The organism is Planococcus maritimus, assembly GCF_001687625.2.
Classification (GTDB): Bacteria; Bacillota; Bacilli; order Bacillales_A; family Planococcaceae; genus Planococcus; species Planococcus maritimus.
In genome coordinates, this window is the sequence record NZ_CP016538.2 from 1,403,634 (window position 1) to 1,424,021 (window position 20,388).

At 49.0% G+C, this 20,388-nt stretch carries 20 protein-coding genes and 1 other annotated feature; of the genes, 19 read left to right on the forward strand and 1 reads right to left on the reverse strand.

The features are described from left to right. Nucleotides 1-555 precede the first annotated feature (555 nt). Nucleotides 556-629 (forward strand) — a sequence feature (ribosomal protein L21 leader region). A 14-nt stretch (nt 630-643) separates the two neighbouring features. The 7 genes from rplU to pheA all read left to right on the forward strand — a co-directional run bounded on the left by rplU (nt 644) and on the right by pheA (nt 4,869). After that, nucleotides 644-952 carry a 50S ribosomal protein L21 gene (gene rplU / locus BBI11_RS07045; protein ID WP_068461844.1) on the forward strand — a complete coding sequence of 103 codons (309 nt, stop codon included), beginning with the start codon at nt 644-646 and terminating at the stop codon, nt 950-952. A gap of 2 nt (nt 953-954) precedes the next feature. Continuing rightward, the gene (locus BBI11_RS07050) at nt 955-1,284 is read left to right on the forward strand and encodes a ribosomal-processing cysteine protease Prp (RefSeq protein WP_068461847.1); all 330 of its coding nucleotides are present in this window, start codon (nt 955-957) and stop codon (nt 1,282-1,284) included. Between the two features lie 12 nt (nt 1,285-1,296). After that, the gene (gene rpmA / locus BBI11_RS07055) at nt 1,297-1,587 is read left to right on the forward strand and encodes a 50S ribosomal protein L27 (RefSeq protein ID WP_068461850.1); all 291 of its coding nucleotides are present in this window, start codon (nt 1,297-1,299) and stop codon (nt 1,585-1,587) included. Nucleotides 1,588-1,713: 126 nt separating this feature from the next. Further along, entirely contained in the window at nt 1,714-2,226 is a 513-nt protein-coding gene (locus BBI11_RS07060) for a Spo0B domain-containing protein (protein ID WP_068461851.1), read from the forward strand. A gap of 4 nt (nt 2,227-2,230) precedes the next feature. After that, nucleotides 2,231-3,520, forward strand: a complete 1,290-nt coding sequence (gene obgE, locus BBI11_RS07065; protein WP_068461853.1) for a GTPase ObgE — start codon at nt 2,231-2,233, stop codon at nt 3,518-3,520. Between the two features lie 16 nt (nt 3,521-3,536). Next, nucleotides 3,537-3,989, forward strand: coding sequence for an ACT domain-containing protein (locus BBI11_RS07070; RefSeq protein WP_068461855.1), 453 nt, complete (start codon nt 3,537-3,539; stop codon nt 3,987-3,989). A gap of 19 nt (nt 3,990-4,008) precedes the next feature. Continuing rightward, entirely contained in the window at nt 4,009-4,869 is an 861-nt protein-coding gene (gene pheA, locus BBI11_RS07075; RefSeq protein ID WP_068461857.1) for a prephenate dehydratase, read from the forward strand. A gap of 53 nt (nt 4,870-4,922) precedes the next feature. Here pheA and BBI11_RS07080 read toward each other — a convergent pair whose 3' ends face one another. Further along, nucleotides 4,923-5,456: a transcription repressor NadR gene (locus tag BBI11_RS07080; protein WP_068461859.1), complete on the reverse strand. Its 534-nt coding sequence runs from the start codon at nt 5,454-5,456 to the stop codon at nt 4,923-4,925. Between the two features lie 187 nt (nt 5,457-5,643). Here BBI11_RS07080 and ruvA point away from each other — a divergent pair, with 187 nt between their 5' ends. The 12 genes from ruvA (at nt 5,644) to BBI11_RS07140 (ending at nt 20,386) form a co-directional block, all read left to right on the forward strand. Then, complete coding sequence (ruvA, locus tag BBI11_RS07085; protein ID WP_068461861.1) at nt 5,644-6,240, forward strand: Holliday junction branch migration protein RuvA; 597 nt, start codon at nt 5,644-5,646, stop codon at nt 6,238-6,240. Nucleotides 6,241-6,256: 16 nt separating this feature from the next. After that, entirely contained in the window at nt 6,257-7,255 is a 999-nt protein-coding gene (ruvB, locus tag BBI11_RS07090) for a Holliday junction branch migration DNA helicase RuvB (protein WP_068461863.1), read from the forward strand. Beyond that, nucleotides 7,252-8,331: a tRNA preQ1(34) S-adenosylmethionine ribosyltransferase-isomerase QueA gene (queA, locus tag BBI11_RS07095; RefSeq protein WP_068461864.1), complete on the forward strand. Its 1,080-nt coding sequence runs from the start codon at nt 7,252-7,254 to the stop codon at nt 8,329-8,331. Before ruvB ends, queA begins: the two co-directional genes overlap by 4 nt. After that, nucleotides 8,328-9,470, forward strand: coding sequence for a tRNA guanosine(34) transglycosylase Tgt (tgt, locus tag BBI11_RS07100; RefSeq protein ID WP_068461866.1), 1,143 nt, complete (start codon nt 8,328-8,330; stop codon nt 9,468-9,470). Before queA ends, tgt begins: the two co-directional genes overlap by 4 nt. 40 nt (nt 9,471-9,510) lie before the next feature. Continuing rightward, a complete protein-coding gene (gene yajC / locus BBI11_RS07105; RefSeq protein ID WP_068461868.1) occupies nt 9,511-9,768 on the forward strand; it encodes a preprotein translocase subunit YajC in 258 nt (85 codons plus the stop codon). A 526-nt stretch (nt 9,769-10,294) separates the two neighbouring features. Continuing rightward, a complete protein-coding gene (locus BBI11_RS07110; RefSeq protein WP_068461870.1) occupies nt 10,295-10,615 on the forward strand; it encodes a post-transcriptional regulator in 321 nt (106 codons plus the stop codon). A 63-nt stretch (nt 10,616-10,678) separates the two neighbouring features. Then, nucleotides 10,679-12,955: a protein translocase subunit SecDF gene (secDF, locus tag BBI11_RS07115; protein WP_068461872.1), complete on the forward strand. Its 2,277-nt coding sequence runs from the start codon at nt 10,679-10,681 to the stop codon at nt 12,953-12,955. 107 nt (nt 12,956-13,062) lie between these two features. After that, nucleotides 13,063-13,503 carry a LapA family protein gene (locus BBI11_RS07120; protein WP_083389023.1) on the forward strand — a complete coding sequence of 147 codons (441 nt, stop codon included), beginning with the start codon at nt 13,063-13,065 and terminating at the stop codon, nt 13,501-13,503. An 85-nt stretch (nt 13,504-13,588) separates the two neighbouring features. Further along, a complete protein-coding gene (gene recJ, locus BBI11_RS07125) occupies nt 13,589-15,931 on the forward strand; it encodes a single-stranded-DNA-specific exonuclease RecJ (RefSeq protein ID WP_068461874.1) in 2,343 nt (780 codons plus the stop codon). Further along, nucleotides 15,922-16,434, forward strand: coding sequence for an adenine phosphoribosyltransferase (locus BBI11_RS07130; protein WP_068461876.1), 513 nt, complete (start codon nt 15,922-15,924; stop codon nt 16,432-16,434). The genes recJ and BBI11_RS07130 overlap by 10 nt, the downstream gene beginning before the upstream one ends. A gap of 88 nt (nt 16,435-16,522) precedes the next feature. Beyond that, nucleotides 16,523-18,076 carry a glycosyl hydrolase family 28-related protein gene (locus BBI11_RS07135; protein WP_083389024.1) on the forward strand — a complete coding sequence of 518 codons (1,554 nt, stop codon included), beginning with the start codon at nt 16,523-16,525 and terminating at the stop codon, nt 18,074-18,076. A 117-nt stretch (nt 18,077-18,193) separates the two neighbouring features. Beyond that, nucleotides 18,194-20,386, forward strand: a complete 2,193-nt coding sequence (locus tag BBI11_RS07140) for a RelA/SpoT family protein (RefSeq protein ID WP_068461877.1) — start codon at nt 18,194-18,196, stop codon at nt 20,384-20,386. The last annotated feature ends 2 nt before the right edge of the window (nt 20,387-20,388 follow it).

Genomic DNA, 20,388 nt, shown 5'->3' on the forward strand with positions numbered 1-20,388 from the left:
GAATCAACGGAATCTCTTAGCCGACCAGCGCCAAGGGTGAGCCGAAGCAATGAGACAGACGTTCTTTCTGGCTCATTGCGAGAGGCCATCCCAAAGCAGGGAGGCGATACTCCAAAAATGAAATAAACTCGAACACGTGGAACCTCTCCACATATTTCATTCTTCAACTCACACAAACCGATAGGGAAGCGATTTCCCCACTAGCCGGCAACTAGTTATAGAAGGAGATCCATTTAAACAATCCTGAATCAACGAAATCTCCTAGCCGACCAGCGCCCAGGGTGAGCCGAAGCAATGAGACAGGCGTTCTTTCTGGCTCATAGTGAGAGGCCAACCCCAAGCAGGGAGGCGACGCTCCGACATGGTGCAAACTCGAACAGAAGAAACATCGCCACACTCTTCATTCCTAAAATCACACCCTAGGTAAGAAGCGATATTTAATTCCTTTAACCACAATCCCAAAAATGAAAAGAACACATTCCCAACTCTTTTCAGTTCTCTGTTGACGCGGGTCTCTCTCGCATGATATTATTCTAATGTTATGTTTGTAGCGCACCCGTGCTACAACCGCTCGAACCAGGTTGTTAAGCATCGCAAGATCACCTGGAGAGGCGAGTCTTAGTCTAAGAGGAGGTGCAAGGATATGTACGCAATTATTGAAACTGGTGGAAAACAAATCAAAGTGGAAGCTGGCCAAGAAATCTACGTTGAGAAAGTAAACGCAGAAGCTGGCGAAACAGTAACATTTGATAAAGTTCTATTTGTAGGTGGAGACGATACTAAAGTGGGAGTTCCTTTCGTAGAAGGAGCAACTGTTACAGCGAAAGTTGAAAAACAGGGCCGCGGCAAGAAAATCACAGTCTTCAAATACAAAGCGAAAAAGAACTATCACAAAAAACAAGGTCATCGTCAGCCATTCACGAAATTGACTGTTGATGCAATCAACCTGTAAGAATGATTCAGGTGACTATTCATCAAACCGGCAGCTACATTAAAGGCTTTGAAATGTCGGGACATGCGGACTTTGCCGAGCACGGCAAGGATCTGGTATGTGCCGGGGCTTCAGCTGTTTCCTTCGGGGCAGTGAACGCCATTATGGAGTTGACGGGAATTGAGCCGGAAATCGAACAGGCAGATAGCGGTTTTTTGAAAATCGCCTTTCCAAAGAATATGGACAAAAAGACGGATGAGCAGGTTCAACTGCTTGTACGCGCTATGGTCATTTCTTTGGAAACGATTGAACATGATTATGCAGACTTTATAAAAATAACCTTCACAGCTTAGGAGGTGGGACATATGTTGAAATTAAATCTTCAGTTTTTTGCATCCAAAAAAGGTGTTGGTTCAACGAAGAACGGTCGTGATTCGGAATCAAAACGCCTTGGCGCAAAACGCGCTGACGGACAAATCGTAACTGGCGGATCTATTCTTTACCGTCAACGCGGTACGAAAATCTATCCAGGCGAGAACGTTGGACGCGGCGGAGATGACACACTTTTCGCGAAAATCGACGGAACAGTACGCTTCGAGCGCTACGGCCGCGATAAGAAAAAAGTGAGCGTCTACCCGGTTGCTCAGGAAGCTTAATACAAAACGAAAAGGGCTGCTTTCGCAGTCCTTTTTCTTTTGAAACAAGACGAACCAAAACCCGCGCCGGGAAATCCGGCCGGAATCTTGGTATACTAAGTAAAAGTGTGTAAAAGGAAGTGCAGTATGGACGATAGGCTAACGGTGGCACAATCGCTTCGGCATGCGCGCCATGATTTTTTGAATGAGCTGCAGATGATCAAATTGAATCTGGATTTAGGGCGCACAGATAGAGCCCAAGCGCTTATTCGTACGTATGCCGAAGCGGCTATGCACCAAAGCCGGCTGTCGGCTCTCTCTTTGCCCGAGACGGAAGAGTGGCTACTGACAGCTGGCTGGCGTTTTCCGGAATTGCGCCTCACGATGTCCTGCGAAGCGCCGCAAGCGCCTAGCGACTTGGATACGACTCTTTGCCAATGGCTTGAGTCCTTTGCAAAGGCTGTGAAAGAGGCATTTTCCGATGCTTGGCCATATCCGGTAGAGCTGCGCATTATAGAAGTGGACGGCCGATTTTCGCTGGAACTTTCCGGTCCCGGCGACTGGTCGTCCCTGGTTTTGGATTCACCGCAATTAGCAATTGGTAAAGCGTGCGGATCGGATCGCTCGAAAGTTGAGATCCACGCACAGATGGAGGGATAAGAATATGTTTGTCGATCACGTAAAAGTATATGTAAAAGGTGGCGACGGCGGGGATGGCATGGTAGCATTCCGCCGCGAAAAATACGTACCGAACGGCGGGCCGGCCGGCGGTGACGGAGGAAAAGGCGCTGATATCGTCTTCCAAGTTGACGAAGGCTTGCGTACATTAATGGATTTCCGTTTCAAACGGATCTTTAAAGCTGAACGCGGAACGCACGGCATGAGCAAAAACCAGCACGGCGCTAAAGCGCATGACACGATCATCAAAGTTCCACCGGGCACTGTTGTAAAAGACTCAGAAACCGGCGAAACGATCGCCGATTTGGTCGAAGAAGGGCAATCCGCAGTCATCGCACGCGGAGGGCGCGGCGGACGCGGCAACTCGCGTTTTGCGACGCCTCAAAACCCGGCTCCTGAACTTTCGGAAAAAGGAGAACCAGGTCTTGAGCGCAACGTCATCTTGGAATTGAAAGTATTGGCGGATGTCGGATTGGTCGGTTTCCCGAGTGTCGGCAAATCAACATTATTGTCGGTCGTCACGGCAGCCAAACCGAAAATCGGCGCGTATCACTTCACGACGATTGTCCCGAACCTCGGAATGGTCCAAACAGAAGACCAGCGCAGCTTTGTCATGGCAGATTTGCCTGGATTGATTGAAGGCGCACATGAAGGCATCGGCCTAGGTCACCAATTCCTGCGCCACATTGAACGGACACGCGTCATTGTCCACATTATCGATATGTCGGGCATGGAAGGCCGCGATCCGTATGAGGATTATGTGACCATCAACGAAGAATTGAAGCAATACAATATGCGCTTGACGGAACGCCCGCAATTGATTGTGGCGAACAAGATGGACATGCCAGATGCAGAAGAAAACTTGGAAACGTTCCGCAAGAAATTGCCGGAAGACGCAAAAGTATTCCCGATTTCTGCTTTGTCTAGAAAAGGCTTGAACAACTTGATGTTTGCAGTAGCCGATTTGCTTGAAGTGACGCCTGAATTCCCGATGGAAGACGAGGCAGATCCGGATGCAGCGGATACGGTGCTATACAAGCACGAAATGCAAGGCGACGGATTCGATATTTCACGTGACCCGGATGGCGCTTTTGTCCTTTCTGGCTACGCGATTGAGCGGATGTTCAAGATGACGGACTTCTCCCGTGAAGATTCGATTCGCCGATTCGCCCGCCAAATGCGCGGCATGGGCATTGATGATGCTCTTCGCGAGCGCGGAGCGGAAAACGGCGACACAGTCCGTTTGCTCGAATTTGAGTTCGAATTCACCGATTGATGCGGAGGGTACTTGAATGAAGGATATTTCGGAACAACGCTATTACCTGGTGCGGGAAGATGTATTGACGGAAGCGATGGTTAAGACGCTGGAAGTGAAAAAACTTCTTCAGCGCGACCGCATGTCTATTTTAGATGCGGTTTCAAAAACCGGCTTATCGCGCTCGGCATTTTATAAATACCGAGACGCGGTTTTTCCGTTTCATTCCATCGTCAAAGAGCGGATCTTGACGGTCTTTCTTCAATTGGAAGACCGTTCGGGTACGCTTGCGACTTTGCTTCAGGCGGTCGCGGAAATGGGCTGCAATATTTTGACCATCCACCAGACCATCCCGATTCAAGGGCGTGCAAACGTCACTTTGTCATTGGATGTGACGGCGATGGACGTGGACTTGGACATGTTCTTGCAGCAATTGAAAAAACTCGACTTTGTTGAGTCGGCCGATGTGGTATCGAGCGGTTCGTCATAAATGTAGGGGGAATGAGTCCATGACTAGAGAGAAAAAGAGAATTTCGTTTTTAGGCCCGGAAGCGTCGTTCACGCATTTGGCTGCTTCTAAAGTGTTTCCAACAGAACAGCTGATGCCGTATACGACCATTCCCGAATGCATTGAAGCGGTTGCGGATGGTACGGTCGATTATGCGGTTGTGCCGCTAGAGAATGCACTCGAAGGTTCAGTGCCGCTGACGGTGGATTATTTATTCCACGAAGCGGAACTGTATGTGACAGCGGAAGTGCTGTCGCCAATTGAGCAGCATTTACTCGTTCATCCCGAAAACCGGGGGGCGGAATCGTTTGAAGCGATTTATTCGCATCCGCATGCTTTGGCGCAATGCCATAAATATTTGTTCTACACGTATAAGCATACGCCGCTCGAGCAATATAGTTCGACGGCAGCGGCTGCGAAAATGGTCGCAGAACTTCCGGAGCGAAATATTGCGGCGATTGCCAATGATTACGCAGCGGAAAAGTACGGTTTGGACATCGTGCAGCGCGACATTCACGATTTCCACTTCAACCATACGCGGTTTTTCGTCTTGTCGAGAAGCAATCACAAATTGACGGATCCGGGACACGAAGCGCAAATCAAGACGACCTTGATGATCACGCCGCCAAAAGATGACCGTTCTGGTGTTTTGCACCAAGTGCTGTCCGTTTTTGCATGGCGCCAGTTGAACTTGTCGAAGATTGAATCGCGGCCTTTGAAAACAGGGCTCGGCAATTATTTTTTCATTGCCGATGTGTTGGAAGATGAGAATGCCGCGATGATGCGTGGGGCGTTCGAAGAGCTCACGGCTCTTGGCTGCGGCGTTAAGACGCTAGGTTCCTACTATACGTACAATTCGTGATAAGCAGTCACATAAGAAATCCCCGGACGCCTCAGGCATCCGGGGATTTTTTCTTATTCCGCCTCTTCGAGCAAATAGCCGTGCTGCTTCATCGCTTCAACCGCTTGCGAGAGTGTTTCGGGGAGATCTGCAGTGATGGTGTGGATATGTGTGCCTTCGGTCAGCTCCAGTAAATAGCTTGCGCCGGTTTCGCGTACGCGCTGCATGAACAAGTCCACGTCAAGTGGCGTCGACACATGAATTCCTGCAGTCAGCTCACCGTATACAGGATGTTCAATAGATACGTCTTTGACGGTGACACCACAATCGACCAATAAGCGCAGTTCCGCTTCTGTTTCTTGTGGCAGGTGATTGCAGGCGATGCGTCGGCTCACTTGTTTATTGCCGCTTGGGTCCAAATACAAATAGCCCTGACTCGTGGCGATAATCGGTTCACCTTTTGCCTTCAATAAGGTCATATCGCCGACCACGACTTGCCGCGATACGTGCGCGAGTTTTGCGAGTTCACTGCCAGTCATCGGTCGCCCTGACTGCTTCAGCTCATCCAATAAAACATTGCGGCGTTCTTCGCCATATAATTTTTTCATGAAAACCCTCCGTTGCTCGATATTGCTATACTCCATTTTAGCATAAAGAGAAACTTCAATCATCGGGGAGCTCTTTTTATAGTAGCTATTGCCTGATTGAAAGAGCCGGAAGAACCGGATAGCTTTCTTCGTAGGAGCGGGCGGAATATGGTATAATCAATAGGTTGAAAATGAAGGGGCGAGTGCAATGTACGATTACATAAAAGGGCAAGTCACCCGTGTGACACCTGAATATTTGGTAGTGGAGCAGCAAGGGGTCGGCTGGCAAATCTTTGCCCCGAACCCGTATTCTTTCGGCTCGGATGAATTGCAGATTTTTGTGCATCATCACGTACGGGAAGACGCTCAGTTCTTGTTTGGCTTCCCGACGCTTGAGCAGCGGGAATTATTCCGTAAGCTCATCAGCGTATCCGGCATCGGCCCAAAAGGTGCGCTTGCGATTTTGGCATCCGGCCAGCCGCAGTTTGTCATCGAGGCGATCGAGCAGGAAGACGAGAAGTATTTAGTGAAATTCCCTGGCGTCGGCAAAAAAACCGCCCGCCAGATGATCTTGGACCTAAAAGGCAAGCTGACGGATTTCTTCGGGGAATCGTATACAGAAGAAGGGCAGCCAGATTTGTTTGGCGGCGACGAGTCAGAGCTTGAAGAAGCGATGCTTGCACTTGGCGCACTTGGCTATTCGGAGCGCGAGATCACGAAAGTGAAACCACAACTCAAAGGTCTTGAGCTCGACACAGAAGGCTTCATGAAAAAAGCTCTTCAATTATTATTGAAACAAACTTAACGAGGAGGCGAACGCCATGGAAGAACGCATCATTGACGGCGAAGTTTCGGAATTTGATGAGCGCTTTGAGCAATCCTTGCGTCCACAGCGTTTGTCGCAATACATCGGCCAGCAAAAAGTAAAACATAACCTGGAGATCTTTATCGAAGCGGCGAAAATGCGCAACGAATCACTTGATCACGTGCTACTTTACGGGCCACCGGGTCTTGGGAAAACGACGCTTGCGACTGTCATTGCTAATGAAATGGAAGTCGGGGTGAAGATGACTTCAGGTCCTGCGATTGAACGGCCGGGCGATTTGGCAGCCATTGTCTCATCACTTGAGCCAGGAGATGTCTTGTTCATCGATGAAATTCACCGTTTGAACCGTTCGATCGAAGAAGTGCTGTATCCGGCGATGGAGGATTTCTGTCTCGATATCGTCGTCGGCAAAGGCCCGACCGCGCGCTCTGTTCGGCTCGACTTGCCGCCATTTACCTTGATTGGTGCTACGACACGCGCAGGGGCCTTGTCCGCTCCTTTGCGGGACCGTTTTGGCGTATTATCAAGGCTTGAGTATTACGACACGGAAGCTTTGACCGATATCGTCGAGCGCAGCGCCACTCTGTTTGAAGCGGATATCGATCCGCTCGCGGCTATTGAAATTGCCCGCCGTTCCCGTGGAACCCCACGTATCGCCAACCGTTTGTTAAAGCGCGTACGCGATTACGCGATGGTGCGAGGCAACGGTTCGATCACGACCGATATGGCCGAGCAAGCTCTCGAGATGCTTCAAGTCGATCCGCTCGGACTGGATCACATTGACCACAAGCTATTGACTGGCATGATTAGCCGTTTTCGCGGCGGGCCGGTTGGCGTGGACACGATCGCTGCCAGCATCGGGGAAGAATCGACGACCATTGAAGATGTCTACGAACCGTATTTATTGCAGATCGGATTTATTCAACGGACGCCAAGAGGGCGCATGGTGACGCCTCTTGCTTACGAACACTTTAAAATGGAGATGCCTGAATGACGAAACTTACAAACGAACAGCAATTAAATGTAAACGATTTTGATTTTGAACTGCCAGAGGAATTGATCGCCCAAACGCCGCTGCTTGACCGTACGTCGAGCCGACTTTTGGTCATGGGCAAAGAGACAGGAGCGGTCGAGCACAAGCATTTCCGCGATATCCTGGACCATTTGCACGAAGGCGATACGCTCGTATTGAACGACACCCGCGTGCTTCCGGCGCGTCTAATGGGCACAAAAGAAGAGACCGGCGCCAATATCGAAGTGCTGCTATTAAAGCAGACCGAAGAAGATGTGTGGGAAACGCTTGTTAAGCCAGCGAAAAAAGTGAAAATCGGCACGGTCGTGTCATTTGGCGACGGCTTATTGCGCGCCGAATGCACAGGGATCTTGGACCATGGAGGCCGCTATTTTAAATTTATTTATGACGGCATTTTCTATGAGATTCTTGACCAGTTAGGTGAAATGCCGCTGCCGCCTTATATTCGCGAAAAGCTGGAAGACCAGGACCGCTATCAGACGGTCTTCGCGAAAGAGCGGGGCAGTGCCGCAGCGCCGACAGCCGGACTGCATTTTACCGACGAATTGCTCAATGACATCCGCAACAAAGGGGTCAACATCGCGTTTATCACTTTGCATGTTGGGCTTGGCACATTCCGTCCGGTATCAGTCGAGTCGATCGAAGACCATGAAATGCACGCGGAATTTTACCGCATCACGCAACAAACTGCAGAGCTCATCAATGAAACCAAACAGCGAGGCGGCCGTGTTATTTCCGTCGGTACGACGTCGACGCGCACGCTCGAGTCGGTCGCGAAGAAATTTGGCGGCACCTTACAAGAAGACAATGGCTGGACAGATATTTTCATCTATCCAGGATACCGCTTTGAAGCGGTGGACGGTTTGATCACCAACTTCCACTTACCAAAATCGACGCTCGTCATGCTCGTTAGTGCGATGTCGAACCGAGATGCTATCTTAAATGCATACAATGAAGCCGTCAAAGAGCGCTACCGCTTTTTCAGCTTTGGCGACGCGATGTTTATTGAACCACAGAAAAAGGAGACCGAATCATGACCCATGCAGTAACTTACGAACACATTAAAACATGTAAACAAACAGGCGCACGCCTCGGCATCGTCCATACGCCACACGGCTCTTTTGAAACGCCGGCATTTATGCCTGTCGGGACGCAAGCGACTGTTAAGACGATGAGCCCGGAAGAACTGAAAGCCATGAACGCTGGCATCATCTTGAGCAACACCTACCATTTGTGGTTGCGCCCGGGAAATGACGTCATTAAAGAAGCGGGCGGCTTGCACAAATTCATGAACTGGGATCGTCCGATTTTGACCGATTCCGGTGGCTTCCAAGTGTTCTCACTTAGTGAATTCCGTAACATTAAAGAAGAAGGCGTTCATTTCCGCAACCATATGAACGGCGATAAATTGTTCTTGAGCCCGGAAAAAGCAATGCAAATCCAGAACGATCTCGGTTCTGACATCATGATGGCGTTTGATGAATGCCCGCCTTACCCGGCGACGCATGAATACATGAAATCCAGTGTGGAACGGACCTCTCGCTGGGCGGAACGCTGCCTAGCAGCCCACGCACGTCCTGAGGATCAAGGCTTGTTTGGCATCATTCAAGGCGGCGAATACGAAGATCTTCGCCGGCAGAGTGCAGAAGACCTCGTCGCACTCGATTTCCCGGGTTATGCGATCGGTGGATTGTCTGTTGGTGAACCAAAAGACGTCATGAACCGTGCGCTCGAATTCACGACGCCGTTTATGCCATTCGATAAACCGCGCTATTTGATGGGCGTTGGCTCACCTGATTCCTTGATCGATGGTGCTATTCGCGGCATCGATATGTTCGACTGCGTGTTGCCGACGCGCATCGCTCGCAACGGCACGTTGATGACAAGCGAAGGCAGACTGAACTTGAAAAATGCTAAGTTCAAGCGTGATTTCACGCCAATCGATGAGAAATGTACATGTTATACATGCACGAATTACACGCGTGCTTATGTCCATCATTTATTGCGCGCCGATGAAACCTTCGGAATTCGCCTTACGAGTTATCATAACCTGCATTTTCTGTTAAACTTAATGGAACAGGTGCGTCAAGCGATTCGTGAAGACCGCCTGGGAGATTTCCGCGAAGAATTTTTTGAAGCGTACGGATTCAACAAACCGAATGCAAAAAACTTCTGAGTTCGAAACGATAGAGAACACGAAAGGGGGAAATTGAACAATGGAAACATTAATTGCGTTATCACCTTTACTATTGATGTTCTTGCTGATGTGGCTTTTCATCATCCGCCCGGCGCAAAAACGCCAAAAAACGACAGCTAACATGCAGTCGGAACTAAAGCGTGGGGACCGCATCGTGACGATCGGCGGCTTGCATGGCCAAGTCGACGCAGTAGACGACGCTACGATCTACATCACGGTAGCAGATGGCACGCGCATGCAATTCGAGCGCCAGGCAATCGCCCGCATCGTAGAATAAGCAACCGCAAAAACCGTCTTCCTTTCGGGAGGCGTTTTTTTCGTCCAAGGAGAAAACCACTATACTCTAACTGAACAAAGTTATTTATAGCCTTTTTAAGAACAATATTATGCAAAACAACTAAAGCTGTGGATTAAGTAGCCTATTTTGGTTTGTTTCCTATCTAATTTAGATATTCAAATGAAAGAGCGGAAGGCGGCGACTAATGAATAAGCGAAAGACATTTGAGCTTGTTCATTTGCGACGCATCTGCCTCGCAGATGTGGGAGCAGCTGCGTTTTGAACTCACTGCTTAGCGAACAAGAGGCGGCTGAGGCCATGCCCTGGCAGCTGGCATCGCGACGTCCTGTCGTGCCAGATGCATGACCCACATCCTGTGAGCCCGAAAGCGTCCGCCTGGAGCGATTTCATTAACCTATGTTAACAAAAATAAATTAAACAATTTTCCAAAAATTTTCATGCATTTGTTCTAAAATTTCCATCTGGGAGTTACAATGGAAACAGAACTGCAGAAAGGAGAACCAACATGATGAGCTATCCGGAAAAATACGAGCAAGTGCTGCCAGCATTAGAGAGCAAATGCAGCGAATTCACGTATTTGCAATACGAAACATTCACCCCGGAAGCGTTGTGGGAGTATTGCCTGAAAAAAGCGTGGAAAAAGAAAAAAGTCGAAGATATGCGCTTGCATGAAATGGTGTCAGATATCATGGATCTGACCGCTTCCGACTTTGTCGCGTATCATCAGGTAGAAGGCTTTAAAACCGCAAACTTTTTCACGGAAGACAGCATGGAGGACCTGCAGCAGCTTCTTCGTCCGGCGCGACCGAAATCGCGCGGGATTTGACACCTTTTGGCACGTCACCGATAATGTAAGTGCTGTGTTCTATATTGAGGAGGAACTATACATATGAAAGCAAGATCTCGCATCATCGCCTTTTTCCTGTTGGTCTTTCTGCTCATCGGGCTCGTTGGCACGACCAGTCTGCCGATCGCCAAAGACATCAATCTCGGGCTCGATCTGCAAGGCGGATTCGAAGTTCTCTACCAAGTGGAAGAGCTTGAAGAAGGCCAGGAAATTACAGAAGAAGTTGTATCGGATACTACGGATGCACTGAGAAGCCGTATCGATGTGCTTGGCGTCAGTGAACCGAATATCCAAATCGAAAGCGGCAACCGAATTCGCGTTCAGTTGGCGGGCATCGAAGACCAATCGTCAGCACGCGAACTGCTTTCAACAGAAGCGAATTTATCGTTCCGCGACGCAGATGACAATGTCATGCTGTCCGGTAACGACCTTGCTCAAGGCGGCGCGACGGCCACTTTCAATCAGGAAGGCCAGCCGATCGTTACGCTGGAACTGAACGAACCCGGTAAATTCGCCGAAGTGACTGGCGAAATTGCCCAAAAATCCGCGCCGGATAATGTCTTGGTCATCTGGCTCGATTTCGAAGAAGGCGTTGATTCTTATCAGGAAGAACGTTTAAAGCCTGATCCGAAATTTGTTTCTGACCCGCGCGTTTCTCAGCGCATCAATTCACCAAGCGTTGAAATCTCGGGTTCATTTACTGTAGAGGAAACGCAAAACTTGGCGGGTATTTTAAATGCTGGTGCCTTGCCGGTGAAATTAGAAGAAATTTATTCGACCTCGGTCGGTGCGCAGTTTGGGGAACAGGCACTTGAACAGACGACATTCGCAGCCGGTATCGGCATCGCAGCAGTGTTGATCTTCATGCTATTGTTCTACCGTTTCCCAGGCGCGATTGCTGTTGTCACACTTTCCGCTTACGTTTATTTGATTCTCGTGATCTTCGAATGGATCGGCGGCGTCTTGACTTTGCCAGGTATTGCAGCCATCATGCTCGGTGTCGGGATGGCAGTCGATGCCAATATCATCACTTACGAGCGGATACGTGAAGAGCTGCGGACCGGTGAGTCTGTGCGAGATGCATTCCGTACAGGTGCTAGATCATCGTTCTCAGCAATCATTGATGCGAACATCACGACGCTTCTCGCTGCAGCTGTGTTGTTCTACTTCGGTACCAGCTCTGTCAAAGGCTTTGCGACGATGCTAATCATTTCGATTCTCGCGAGCTTCTTGACGGCCGTTTGGGGCTCTCGCTTGTTACTTGGGCTGTGGGTGTGGAGCGGCTTCTTAGATAATAAGCCTGGATGGTTCGGCTTATCAAAGAACAAGATTCATGCAAAAGAAGAGGAATTGCACATCACCGATTTGACAACGCCTTACGACCGCTTTGACTTTGCTGGCAACCGCCGTAAATTCTTCGCTGGTTCGCTTGCGCTTATTTTGTCAGGTATGGTCGTGCTGTCGATTTTCCAATTGAATTTAGGCATTGATTTCTCCAGCGGTACACGCGTGGAAGTCACGTCTGAATCTTCCTTATCACAAGACGAAGTGGCAAGTTTCCTTGACGGTGCTGGCTTCCCTTCCGATGACATTGTCATGGCAGGAGAAGGTTCTTCCATTGGCGTTGTTCGCTATGCAGAGGAATTTAGCCAGCAAGAAATTGAGGAATTGAAATCGGCGGCTGTGGATGAATACGGCATCGAACCAAACGTCTCGACCGTATCGCCGACCGTCGGCATTGAACTGGCACAGAATGCCTTGTATGCCCTTGCCATCGCTGCAGTCGGCATTATCATCTATGTGGCGTTCCGCTTTGAATGGCGCATGGGGGTTGCTTCTGTCGTGGCGTTATTGCATGATGCATTCTTCATCGTTGCGGCATTCAGCATTTTGCGTCTCGAGGTGGATATTACCTTTATCGCCGCTGTACTGACGATCATTGGTTATTCCATCAACGATACGATTGTCACGTTTGACCGGATCCGCGAAAACATGCGCCGCGTTAAAAAAGTCGAAACAGTGGAGCAATTGGAGAAAATCGTCAATACTTCACTACGCCAGACTTTGACGCGTTCGATCAATACGGTACTGACGGTCTTCCTCGTCGTACTGGCGCTGTTGATCTTCGGAGCTGCATCGATTACCAATTTCTCGATTGCGCTTTTGATCGGCTTGATCGCAGGAACCTATTCATCGATTTTCATCGCTGCCCAGCTATGGCTTGTCTTGAAAAAAGGCGAGTTGAAAAAGAAAGGGCCGATCGATATCGAGAAGAAAGAACAAGAGTCCAAATGGGGCTCTGACGAACCAGTCGTATAAGTTTAATAGGACAAAGGGACAGGGTATAGGATAATGATACCTTGTCCCTTTTTCTGTGCAAAATGAGGCAAGGTGTACGCAGCTTGAACGAAGAAAGGGTGGTTTATATGAAATTGCAATGGCTCCTATTGCTCGGACTTGTTTTTGCTATCATCATCGCAATTTTCGCAGTGTTTAATGTCGATAATGTGCCGGTCAATTATGTCTTTGGAGAATCAGAGTGGCCGTTAATACTCGTCATTCTCGTCTCCGCTTTGCTTGGGTTCTTGTTATCAAGTATTCTTGCCATGACGCGCAATTACCAATTGAAGCGCAAAGTGAAGACGCTTCAAAAAGACGTGGCGGTCAAAGAATCACTTATCGCGACACAGCAAAACGAAATTGCAGAATACCAGAAGGCGGGTGTCTCGCCTGATGCGATGGTTGTCACCGGTGAAGAACGGACACATGATCAGGACGAGTCGCTTCGCTCGCAGCCAAAACGCGATGACTTTGGCGTCAACGATACAGAAGATCGCCGTCCGGACTCGAGCCGTGACGGATTGTAAAAAAATGAACCTTTCGGCGCTTAGCCGAAAGGTTTTTGTCTGCTCGCTGATGCTGTATAATGGACGGGTGAGGAAGTGAGAACCAATGATTGAATCCAAAAAAAGATGGCAATTGACAAGTCCGGATGAACAAGCGGTACAAAATTTACAGCAAGCGCTATCCTTGTCTTCTGTGTTGGCGAAGATTCTCGTCACGCGCGGAATCGACACGGTGGACAAAGCTGAAGAATTTCTGGCCGTCGAATTATCCGGCATACATAATCCGTTTTTGATGAAGGATATGGACGTCGCTGTGGCGCGTATCCAACAGGCGATTGAAGCGGAAGAAAAAATTCTGGTTTACGGCGATTACGATGCCGATGGCGTGACGAGTACGACTGTCATGATGACGGTGCTCGAAGATTTGGGTGCGAACGTATCGTTTAAAATCCCCAACCGTTTTGATCATGGCTACGGCCCGAATGCAGAGCTGTTTAAAGAAGCTCACGCTGAAGGCGTCAAATTGATCGTCACCGTAGACAACGGCGTATCCGGCATCGAGCCAGTACGCTTGGCAAACGAACTCGGCATGGACGTCATCATCAGTGACCACCACGATATCGGCGACGAGATGCCGGAAGCGCTCGCGATCATCCATCCTCGGCATCCACAGGGCAATTACCCATTCGGCGAATTGGCCGGTGTCGGAGTGGCGTTCAAGATGGCGCAAGCGCTTTATGGCGACATTCCGGATCATTTGACGGAGTTAGTCGCAATCGGCACCATCGCTGACTTAGTGCCTTTGCACGGTGAAAACCGCGTGCTGGTCAAAGAAGGCTTACGGGCCTTACAGGATTCGCCGATGCCTGCGATTGCAGCGCTTGCGGATGTGGCAGGCGTCAAGCAGCGCGATATTACGGAAGAGACGATTGGCTTTATGTTCGGCCCACGCATCAATGCGATTGGCCGCTTGCAATCGGCTGATCCGGCAGTGCGGATGTTCATGACGGATGACCCGTCAGAAGCTCGTTCACTCGCAGATGGCTTGGACGTTTTGAACAAAGAACGTCAGGCCATCGTTAAGGCGATTTCTGAGCAAGCAATTGAGCAAGTAGAAGCGCGCTACGGCGAGCAGTTGCCGCACGTCATTATCGTTGCCCAGGAAGGCTGGAACCCTGGCGTTGTCGGCATTGTAGCCTCGAAATTGACCGAGAAATTTTACCGTCCGTCAATTGTATTGTCACTTGATTTGGCGAATGGCAAAGCAAAAGGTTCGGCGCGCAGTATCGAAGGCTTCCATCTATACAACGAACTTGCCAAAAACCGCGACATCCTGCCGCATTTTGGCGGCCACCCGATGGCAGCGGGCATGACGCTTGCGGCAGCCGATGTAGATGAATTACGAGAACGCTTGAACGAACAGGCAAAGAATGCATTGACGGCTGAAGATTTGGTGCCGGTTGTGTCAATCGATATTCCAGTTTCTCTAGATGAAGTGGACACGGAAACCATTGAAGGCATGCGCCGGCTTGCGCCATTTGGCATGGGTTTCGCGAAGCCCAAATTCTATCTAGAAGGCGTTAAAGTGGCGGGCATCCGGAAAATCGGCGCAAGCCAAGCGCATCTCAAAATGGAGCTTGCGCAAAACAGCTCCACATTGGATGCAGTTGGCTTTGGCATCGGCGAACTCGGCGATCAACTGACGCCCGACGTTAAAATCGATGTCATCGGCGATTTGCAGATCAACGAATGGAACGGCCGTAAAAAGCCACAACTTTTGGTAGAAGATATCCGCACGGATGAATGGCAGTTATTCGACATCCGCGGCATTCGCCAAGTGAGCCGTTGGTCTAAGCTTATCCCGGCTCAGAACCAAGTGTACGTCGCTTTTCAACAAGAGACAGAAGCGGTATTCAGCTCATTGCTTGATGGGCCGATCGTTTCGGCACAGTCACTCGCTGAGCAGGGAACTGCAAAAGATCATCTAGTATTGCTTGATTTGCCGGATTCTGAAGAGCAACTATCGTCTGTGCTGAAGCAATTAAAGCCAAAGCGGGTCTATGCGCATTTCTATGCCCAGGAATCCCAATACTTTGAACGTATTCCGGACCGCGACCAGTTTAAATGGTTATTCGGTTTCGTTAAAAAGCGCGGCACGTTCGACTTCAAAAAGAACGGTGACGAACTCGCCAAACATAAAGGCTGGAGCCGGGAAACATTATTTTTCATGCTTCAGGTGTTTTTTGAACTCGGTTTTGTTACACTTAACAATGGAATTACCGAGATTGCACAGGCTCCGGGAAAACGTGATTTGACGGAAGCGCCGGCTTATCAAAAGCGCGAGCGGCAAATTGCTTTAGAACAGAAGCTCTTGTATGCATCCTATCGGGATCTAAAAGACTGGTTTGACGCCCAAGTGTCAGCCAAGGAGGAAGAATTATGGATTTAAAGCAGTATATTACGATTGTCGAAGATTGGCCGAAGCCAGGAATCAGGTTCAAGGATATTACATCTTTGATGGACAGTGGCGAAGCCTATAAATACGCAACGGACCAAATCGTTGCATACGCGAAAACAGTGGACGCAGAAATTATCGTTGGGCCGGAAGCTCGCGGCTTTATCATTGGCTGCCCTGTTGCTTATGCGCTGGAAATCGGTTTTGCGCCGGTTCGCAAAGAAGGCAAATTGCCGCGTGAAGTGATTCGTGCACAATATGGCCTTGAGTACGGCACGGACGTATTGACGATGCATAAAGATGCCATCAAACCGGGACAGCGCGTCTTGATCACAGATGATCTTTTAGCAACAGGCGGCACGATCAATGCAACAATCAATTTGGTGGAACAATTGGGCGGCGTTGTAGTTGGCTGCGCATTTTTGATCGAATTGACTTATTTGGATGGCCGCAAAAATCTCGATGGCTACGATGTTACAACTTTGATGCAATATTAAGAAAATCACCTTGCCTTTTGGGCAAGGTGATTTTTTTTCTGACGGTAGGGTATGGTAGAGAAAGAAACTTGGGAGAGAGGTGATTTCCATGATCGAATTGGACAGACGGTATGATCCTGTGCAAAATAATGAATTGATTGGGCAGCTATTGAACGATGCCACCCCTCTAGAACAGGTAACCAGGGAGACCGAAGCGCTGTTCAATGACATCAAGAAAGATCTTCCCCGCGTACGCATCAAGCGGCCGGTCCATTTCTTCGAAAAATTGTGGTCGGTTTTTGCCGATGACTATGAAGTGGCGGATGATAACGGCTATGGCACCATTGTTTTTGGGCAGGATCTGTTTCCGGAGTGGAAAGGCAAACTTGACCGCGAATACAAAAAACTCGATTCGACGATCAACCGCCGCGTCAATATACGCGACTATGGCGCAGTTGGCGATGGCATGACGGATTGCACCGAAGCGTTCAAAAAAGCGCTTGGCAACGGCCGGGTGGAAGTGACAGTTCCTCCTGGTGTCTATATCGCGAGAGGCATCCGTGTCCCTTCATGGAGCCGAATCGTTGGTGCAGGAAAAACCGCTTCTGTTATCAAACTGCACCCAAAAGCACCAAAACGTTCCCGGCTATTGACGAATTCCAATTACGTCAATGGCAATCGCAATATCTCGGTCGAAAGCTTGAGCCTCGATTGGAACGTAGAACGGCTCGGGCATACAGACCGCACAAATAGTTGGGGGAATTACTCGAGCTGCATCACTTTTGCGGGGGTTACCAACGGCTGGGTGAGAGATGTCGAAGCGATCAACCCCGGTTTGCATTGCGTTGACATTACCTCGCCGCTTTATAATTACGCGGGCGACGGCATGCGCGGCAGGGGCGGCAGCAAATATATTTGGGTCGATAAGGTCAATGGCTTTGGTTTTGGCGACGACGGTTTGACGACTCATCATAGCGATTATGTGTTTGTCTCCAATTGCCATTTCTCTGACCCGAGCGGAAAAGCGCATAAAAAAGGCTTTTCAAATTCCAATGGCATTGAAATCGATGACGGGTCGAGACATGTTTGGTTATTTAATAATTCCACTTCGCGTTGTTTCGGGGGAGTGGAGATCAAAGCCCACGCCAATTCTTCGGCAGCGTCTGGCGTCTTCATTTCGGGTCATTTATCCGTTAACGACAACCGTTCGTTTAATTTTCGCCATATCGGGCATCATCTGCGAGAAGATCCGGAATCGCTGTCTGCCTATAACATCAAAGCGCAGCGCCTCGTTTCCTTGGCACCTGTCGAGACGAGGCTCTATAAAGATTCATCGCCACGTGCGCTCGTCATTTCGGGCTACCGCAACGTTGCGGTCAACCGCTTTTTGTTTAAAGGCGACCCGCTGTACGATTACAAAGGACGTCCAGCATCGGCTATCCAGTATCGTGCCGAACATATTTCGCTGTCTAACGGCGTAGTGCGTGGCTTTCGTACGGCAGGTTCAGACATTTCCATCATGGGCGGCCAGCAAAGTGCGCGAAATGTCCGTGTCAAAAATATCATGAGTGTGGATTCGGCGAACAAGACCGTAGCGGTTGGCGATGACAGCAAATGGATCATGGTGGACGGCATCCGTAAACAAAGAGGCGACCGCCTGTAGCCTATGGGGTATTTCCTGGAGATAGATGAATATACGCAAAAGCTTTACTTTTCAGCGGAAAGTTATCTATAATATAGAAATACTCTTCTGGAAATAAATAAAGCAAGGTGGGCAATTATGGCGAAAGATCAAGTGAGAACAGTTGAAGATGTATTCGAAATGGTTGCGTCCTATATGAATGCAGAGCACGTAGAAACGATTAAAAAGGCGTACCAACTTGCCTATGAAGCCCATGATGGCCAATTCCGGAAATCCGGTGAACCGTATATTGTGCATCCGGTGCAAGTGGCCGGGATCCTGGCAGAACTGCAGATGGATCCGGCTACTGTTGCAGCGGGTTTTTTGCATGACGTCGTAGAAGATACCGATGTCAGCCGCGAAGACATCGTCCGCGATTTCGATGAAGAAGTCGCTTTATTGGTCGATGGCGTGACAAAACTCAGCAAGATCAAGTATATGTCAAAAGAAGAACAGCAGGCGGAAAACCACCGCAAAATGTTTGTTGCGATGGCCCAGGACATCCGCGTCATTCTTATTAAACTAGCGGACCGTTTGCACAATTTAAGAACCTTGAAATACCAATCGGTTGAAAAACAGCGCATTAAGGCAAACGAAACGCTGGAAATTTTCGCGCCGATTGCTCATCGTCTTGGGATCAATACGATCAAATGGGAGCTCGAAGATACAGCTCTTCGTTATTTGAATCCGCAGCAATATTACCGCATCGTCAATTTGATGAAGAAAAAACGCACAGAGCGGGAAGACTATTTAAACAATGTCATGGGCGAAATTCGCGTCCAGCTCGATGATGTCGGCTTAGAAGCGGATCTGTTTGGGCGTCCAAAGCATATTTACAGCATCTATAAAAAAATGGCCATACAAAACAAGCAGTTCAACGAAATCTATGATTTGCTTGCCGTGCGTATTACGGTCGACAGCATTAAAGACTGCTATGCGGTGCTTGGCATTATCCATTCCACATGGAAGCCGATGCCTGGACGATTCAAGGATTATATCGCTATGCCGAAGCAAAATCTTTACCAATCGCTGCATACGACAGTCATTGGTCCACAAGGCGATCCGCTGGAAGTGCAAATCCGCACAGAAGAAATGCACCGCATCGCGGAATACGGTGTGGCGGCACACTGGGCGTATAAAGAAGGCAAGACATCTGACAAACCACTCAGTTCGGTTGATTCCCGTTTGTCGTGGTTCCGAGAAATTCTTGATTTCCAGAACGAATCCGACAACGCCGAAGAATTTATGGAATCGTTGAAATTCGATTTGTTCTCAGATATGGTTTATGTCTTCTCGCCAAAAGGCGACGTCATCGAAATGCCGGACGGTTCTTGCCCAATTGATTTTGCCTACCGTGTCCATAGCGAAATTGGCAATAAAACAATCGGCGCGAAAGTGAACGGCAAAATGGTGCCGCTTGACTTTGAATTGCATACGGGCGATATCGTCGAAATTTTGACGTCCAAGCAATCGGTCGGCCCGAGCCGCGACTGGCTAAACATCGCCAAATCAACGCAAGCTAAAAATAAGATCAAGCAATTTTTCAAAAAACAAGTCCGCGATGATAATGTCCATAAAGGACGCGACCTTGTTGAAAAAGAGATCAAAGCACAGGAGTTCACCCAAAAAGAAGTACTGACGGGGGAGAACATCAAACGCGTTATTGAGAAATACAATTTTGCCAGTGAAGACGATATGTATGCGGCTGTCGGTTTCAACGGCATCACCGCACAGCAAGTCGTCAATCGCCTGGCAGAGCGCCAGCGCAAAAAGCGCGAGCAGGAAGAAGCCATTGAAAAAATCACCGTAGAAATGAAATCCAACCAACCGAAAAAACAGACGGAATCTGGCGTTATCGTGCGCGGCATTGACAATATGATGATCCGCTTGTCGAAATGCTGCAACCCAGTACCTGGCGATGCCATTCTCGGTTTTATCACCAAAGGCCGCGGCGTCTCAGTCCACCGTGCAGATTGCCCGAATATCCAAGCGGATGAATCTGACCGATTGATTCCGGTTGAATGGGAAAATGCAGGATCGCCTGAAAACAAATCGTATCAAATTGATATCGAAGTGCAGGCATATGACCGCACAGGCTTGATCAATGAAGTGATGCATATGGTCAGTGAGACGAAGACGACGATCACTGCCGTCAGCGGCCGTGCTGACAAAGATAAGATCGCCACGATCAATTTATCGATTATGATTCCGCATCTCTCTCATTTGAACCGTGTTGTCGAGCGCATCAAGCAAATTCCTGATGTTTATTCGGTCAAACGTGTGACAAACTAAGG

What these genes read in the sequence shown, in the direction of transcription:
- rplU (WP_068461844.1), top strand. Translation starts at nt 644, where the DNA reads ATGTACGCAATTATTGAAACTGGTGGAAAACAAATCAAAGTGGAAGCT.
- BBI11_RS07050 (WP_068461847.1), top strand. Translation starts at nt 955, where the DNA reads ATGATTCAGGTGACTATTCATCAAACCGGCAGCTACATTAAAGGCTTT.
- rpmA (WP_068461850.1), top strand. Translation starts at nt 1,297, where the DNA reads ATGTTGAAATTAAATCTTCAGTTTTTTGCATCCAAAAAAGGTGTTGGT.
- BBI11_RS07060 (WP_068461851.1), top strand. Translation starts at nt 1,714, where the DNA reads ATGGACGATAGGCTAACGGTGGCACAATCGCTTCGGCATGCGCGCCAT.
- obgE (WP_068461853.1), top strand. Translation starts at nt 2,231, where the DNA reads ATGTTTGTCGATCACGTAAAAGTATATGTAAAAGGTGGCGACGGCGGG.
- BBI11_RS07070 (WP_068461855.1), top strand. Translation starts at nt 3,537, where the DNA reads ATGAAGGATATTTCGGAACAACGCTATTACCTGGTGCGGGAAGATGTA.
- pheA (WP_068461857.1), top strand. Translation starts at nt 4,009, where the DNA reads ATGACTAGAGAGAAAAAGAGAATTTCGTTTTTAGGCCCGGAAGCGTCG.
- BBI11_RS07080 (WP_068461859.1), bottom strand. Translation starts at nt 5,456, where the DNA reads ATGAAAAAATTATATGGCGAAGAACGCCGCAATGTTTTATTGGATGAG.
- ruvA (WP_068461861.1), top strand. Translation starts at nt 5,644, where the DNA reads ATGTACGATTACATAAAAGGGCAAGTCACCCGTGTGACACCTGAATAT.
- ruvB (WP_068461863.1), top strand. Translation starts at nt 6,257, where the DNA reads ATGGAAGAACGCATCATTGACGGCGAAGTTTCGGAATTTGATGAGCGC.
- queA (WP_068461864.1), top strand. Translation starts at nt 7,252, where the DNA reads ATGACGAAACTTACAAACGAACAGCAATTAAATGTAAACGATTTTGAT.
- tgt (WP_068461866.1), top strand. Translation starts at nt 8,328, where the DNA reads ATGACCCATGCAGTAACTTACGAACACATTAAAACATGTAAACAAACA.
- yajC (WP_068461868.1), top strand. Translation starts at nt 9,511, where the DNA reads ATGGAAACATTAATTGCGTTATCACCTTTACTATTGATGTTCTTGCTG.
- BBI11_RS07110 (WP_068461870.1), top strand. Translation starts at nt 10,295, where the DNA reads ATGATGAGCTATCCGGAAAAATACGAGCAAGTGCTGCCAGCATTAGAG.
- secDF (WP_068461872.1), top strand. Translation starts at nt 10,679, where the DNA reads ATGAAAGCAAGATCTCGCATCATCGCCTTTTTCCTGTTGGTCTTTCTG.
- BBI11_RS07120 (WP_083389023.1), top strand. Translation starts at nt 13,063, where the DNA reads ATGAAATTGCAATGGCTCCTATTGCTCGGACTTGTTTTTGCTATCATC.
- recJ (WP_068461874.1), top strand. Translation starts at nt 13,589, where the DNA reads ATGATTGAATCCAAAAAAAGATGGCAATTGACAAGTCCGGATGAACAA.
- BBI11_RS07130 (WP_068461876.1), top strand. Translation starts at nt 15,922, where the DNA reads ATGGATTTAAAGCAGTATATTACGATTGTCGAAGATTGGCCGAAGCCA.
- BBI11_RS07135 (WP_083389024.1), top strand. Translation starts at nt 16,523, where the DNA reads ATGATCGAATTGGACAGACGGTATGATCCTGTGCAAAATAATGAATTG.
- BBI11_RS07140 (WP_068461877.1), top strand. Translation starts at nt 18,194, where the DNA reads ATGGCGAAAGATCAAGTGAGAACAGTTGAAGATGTATTCGAAATGGTT.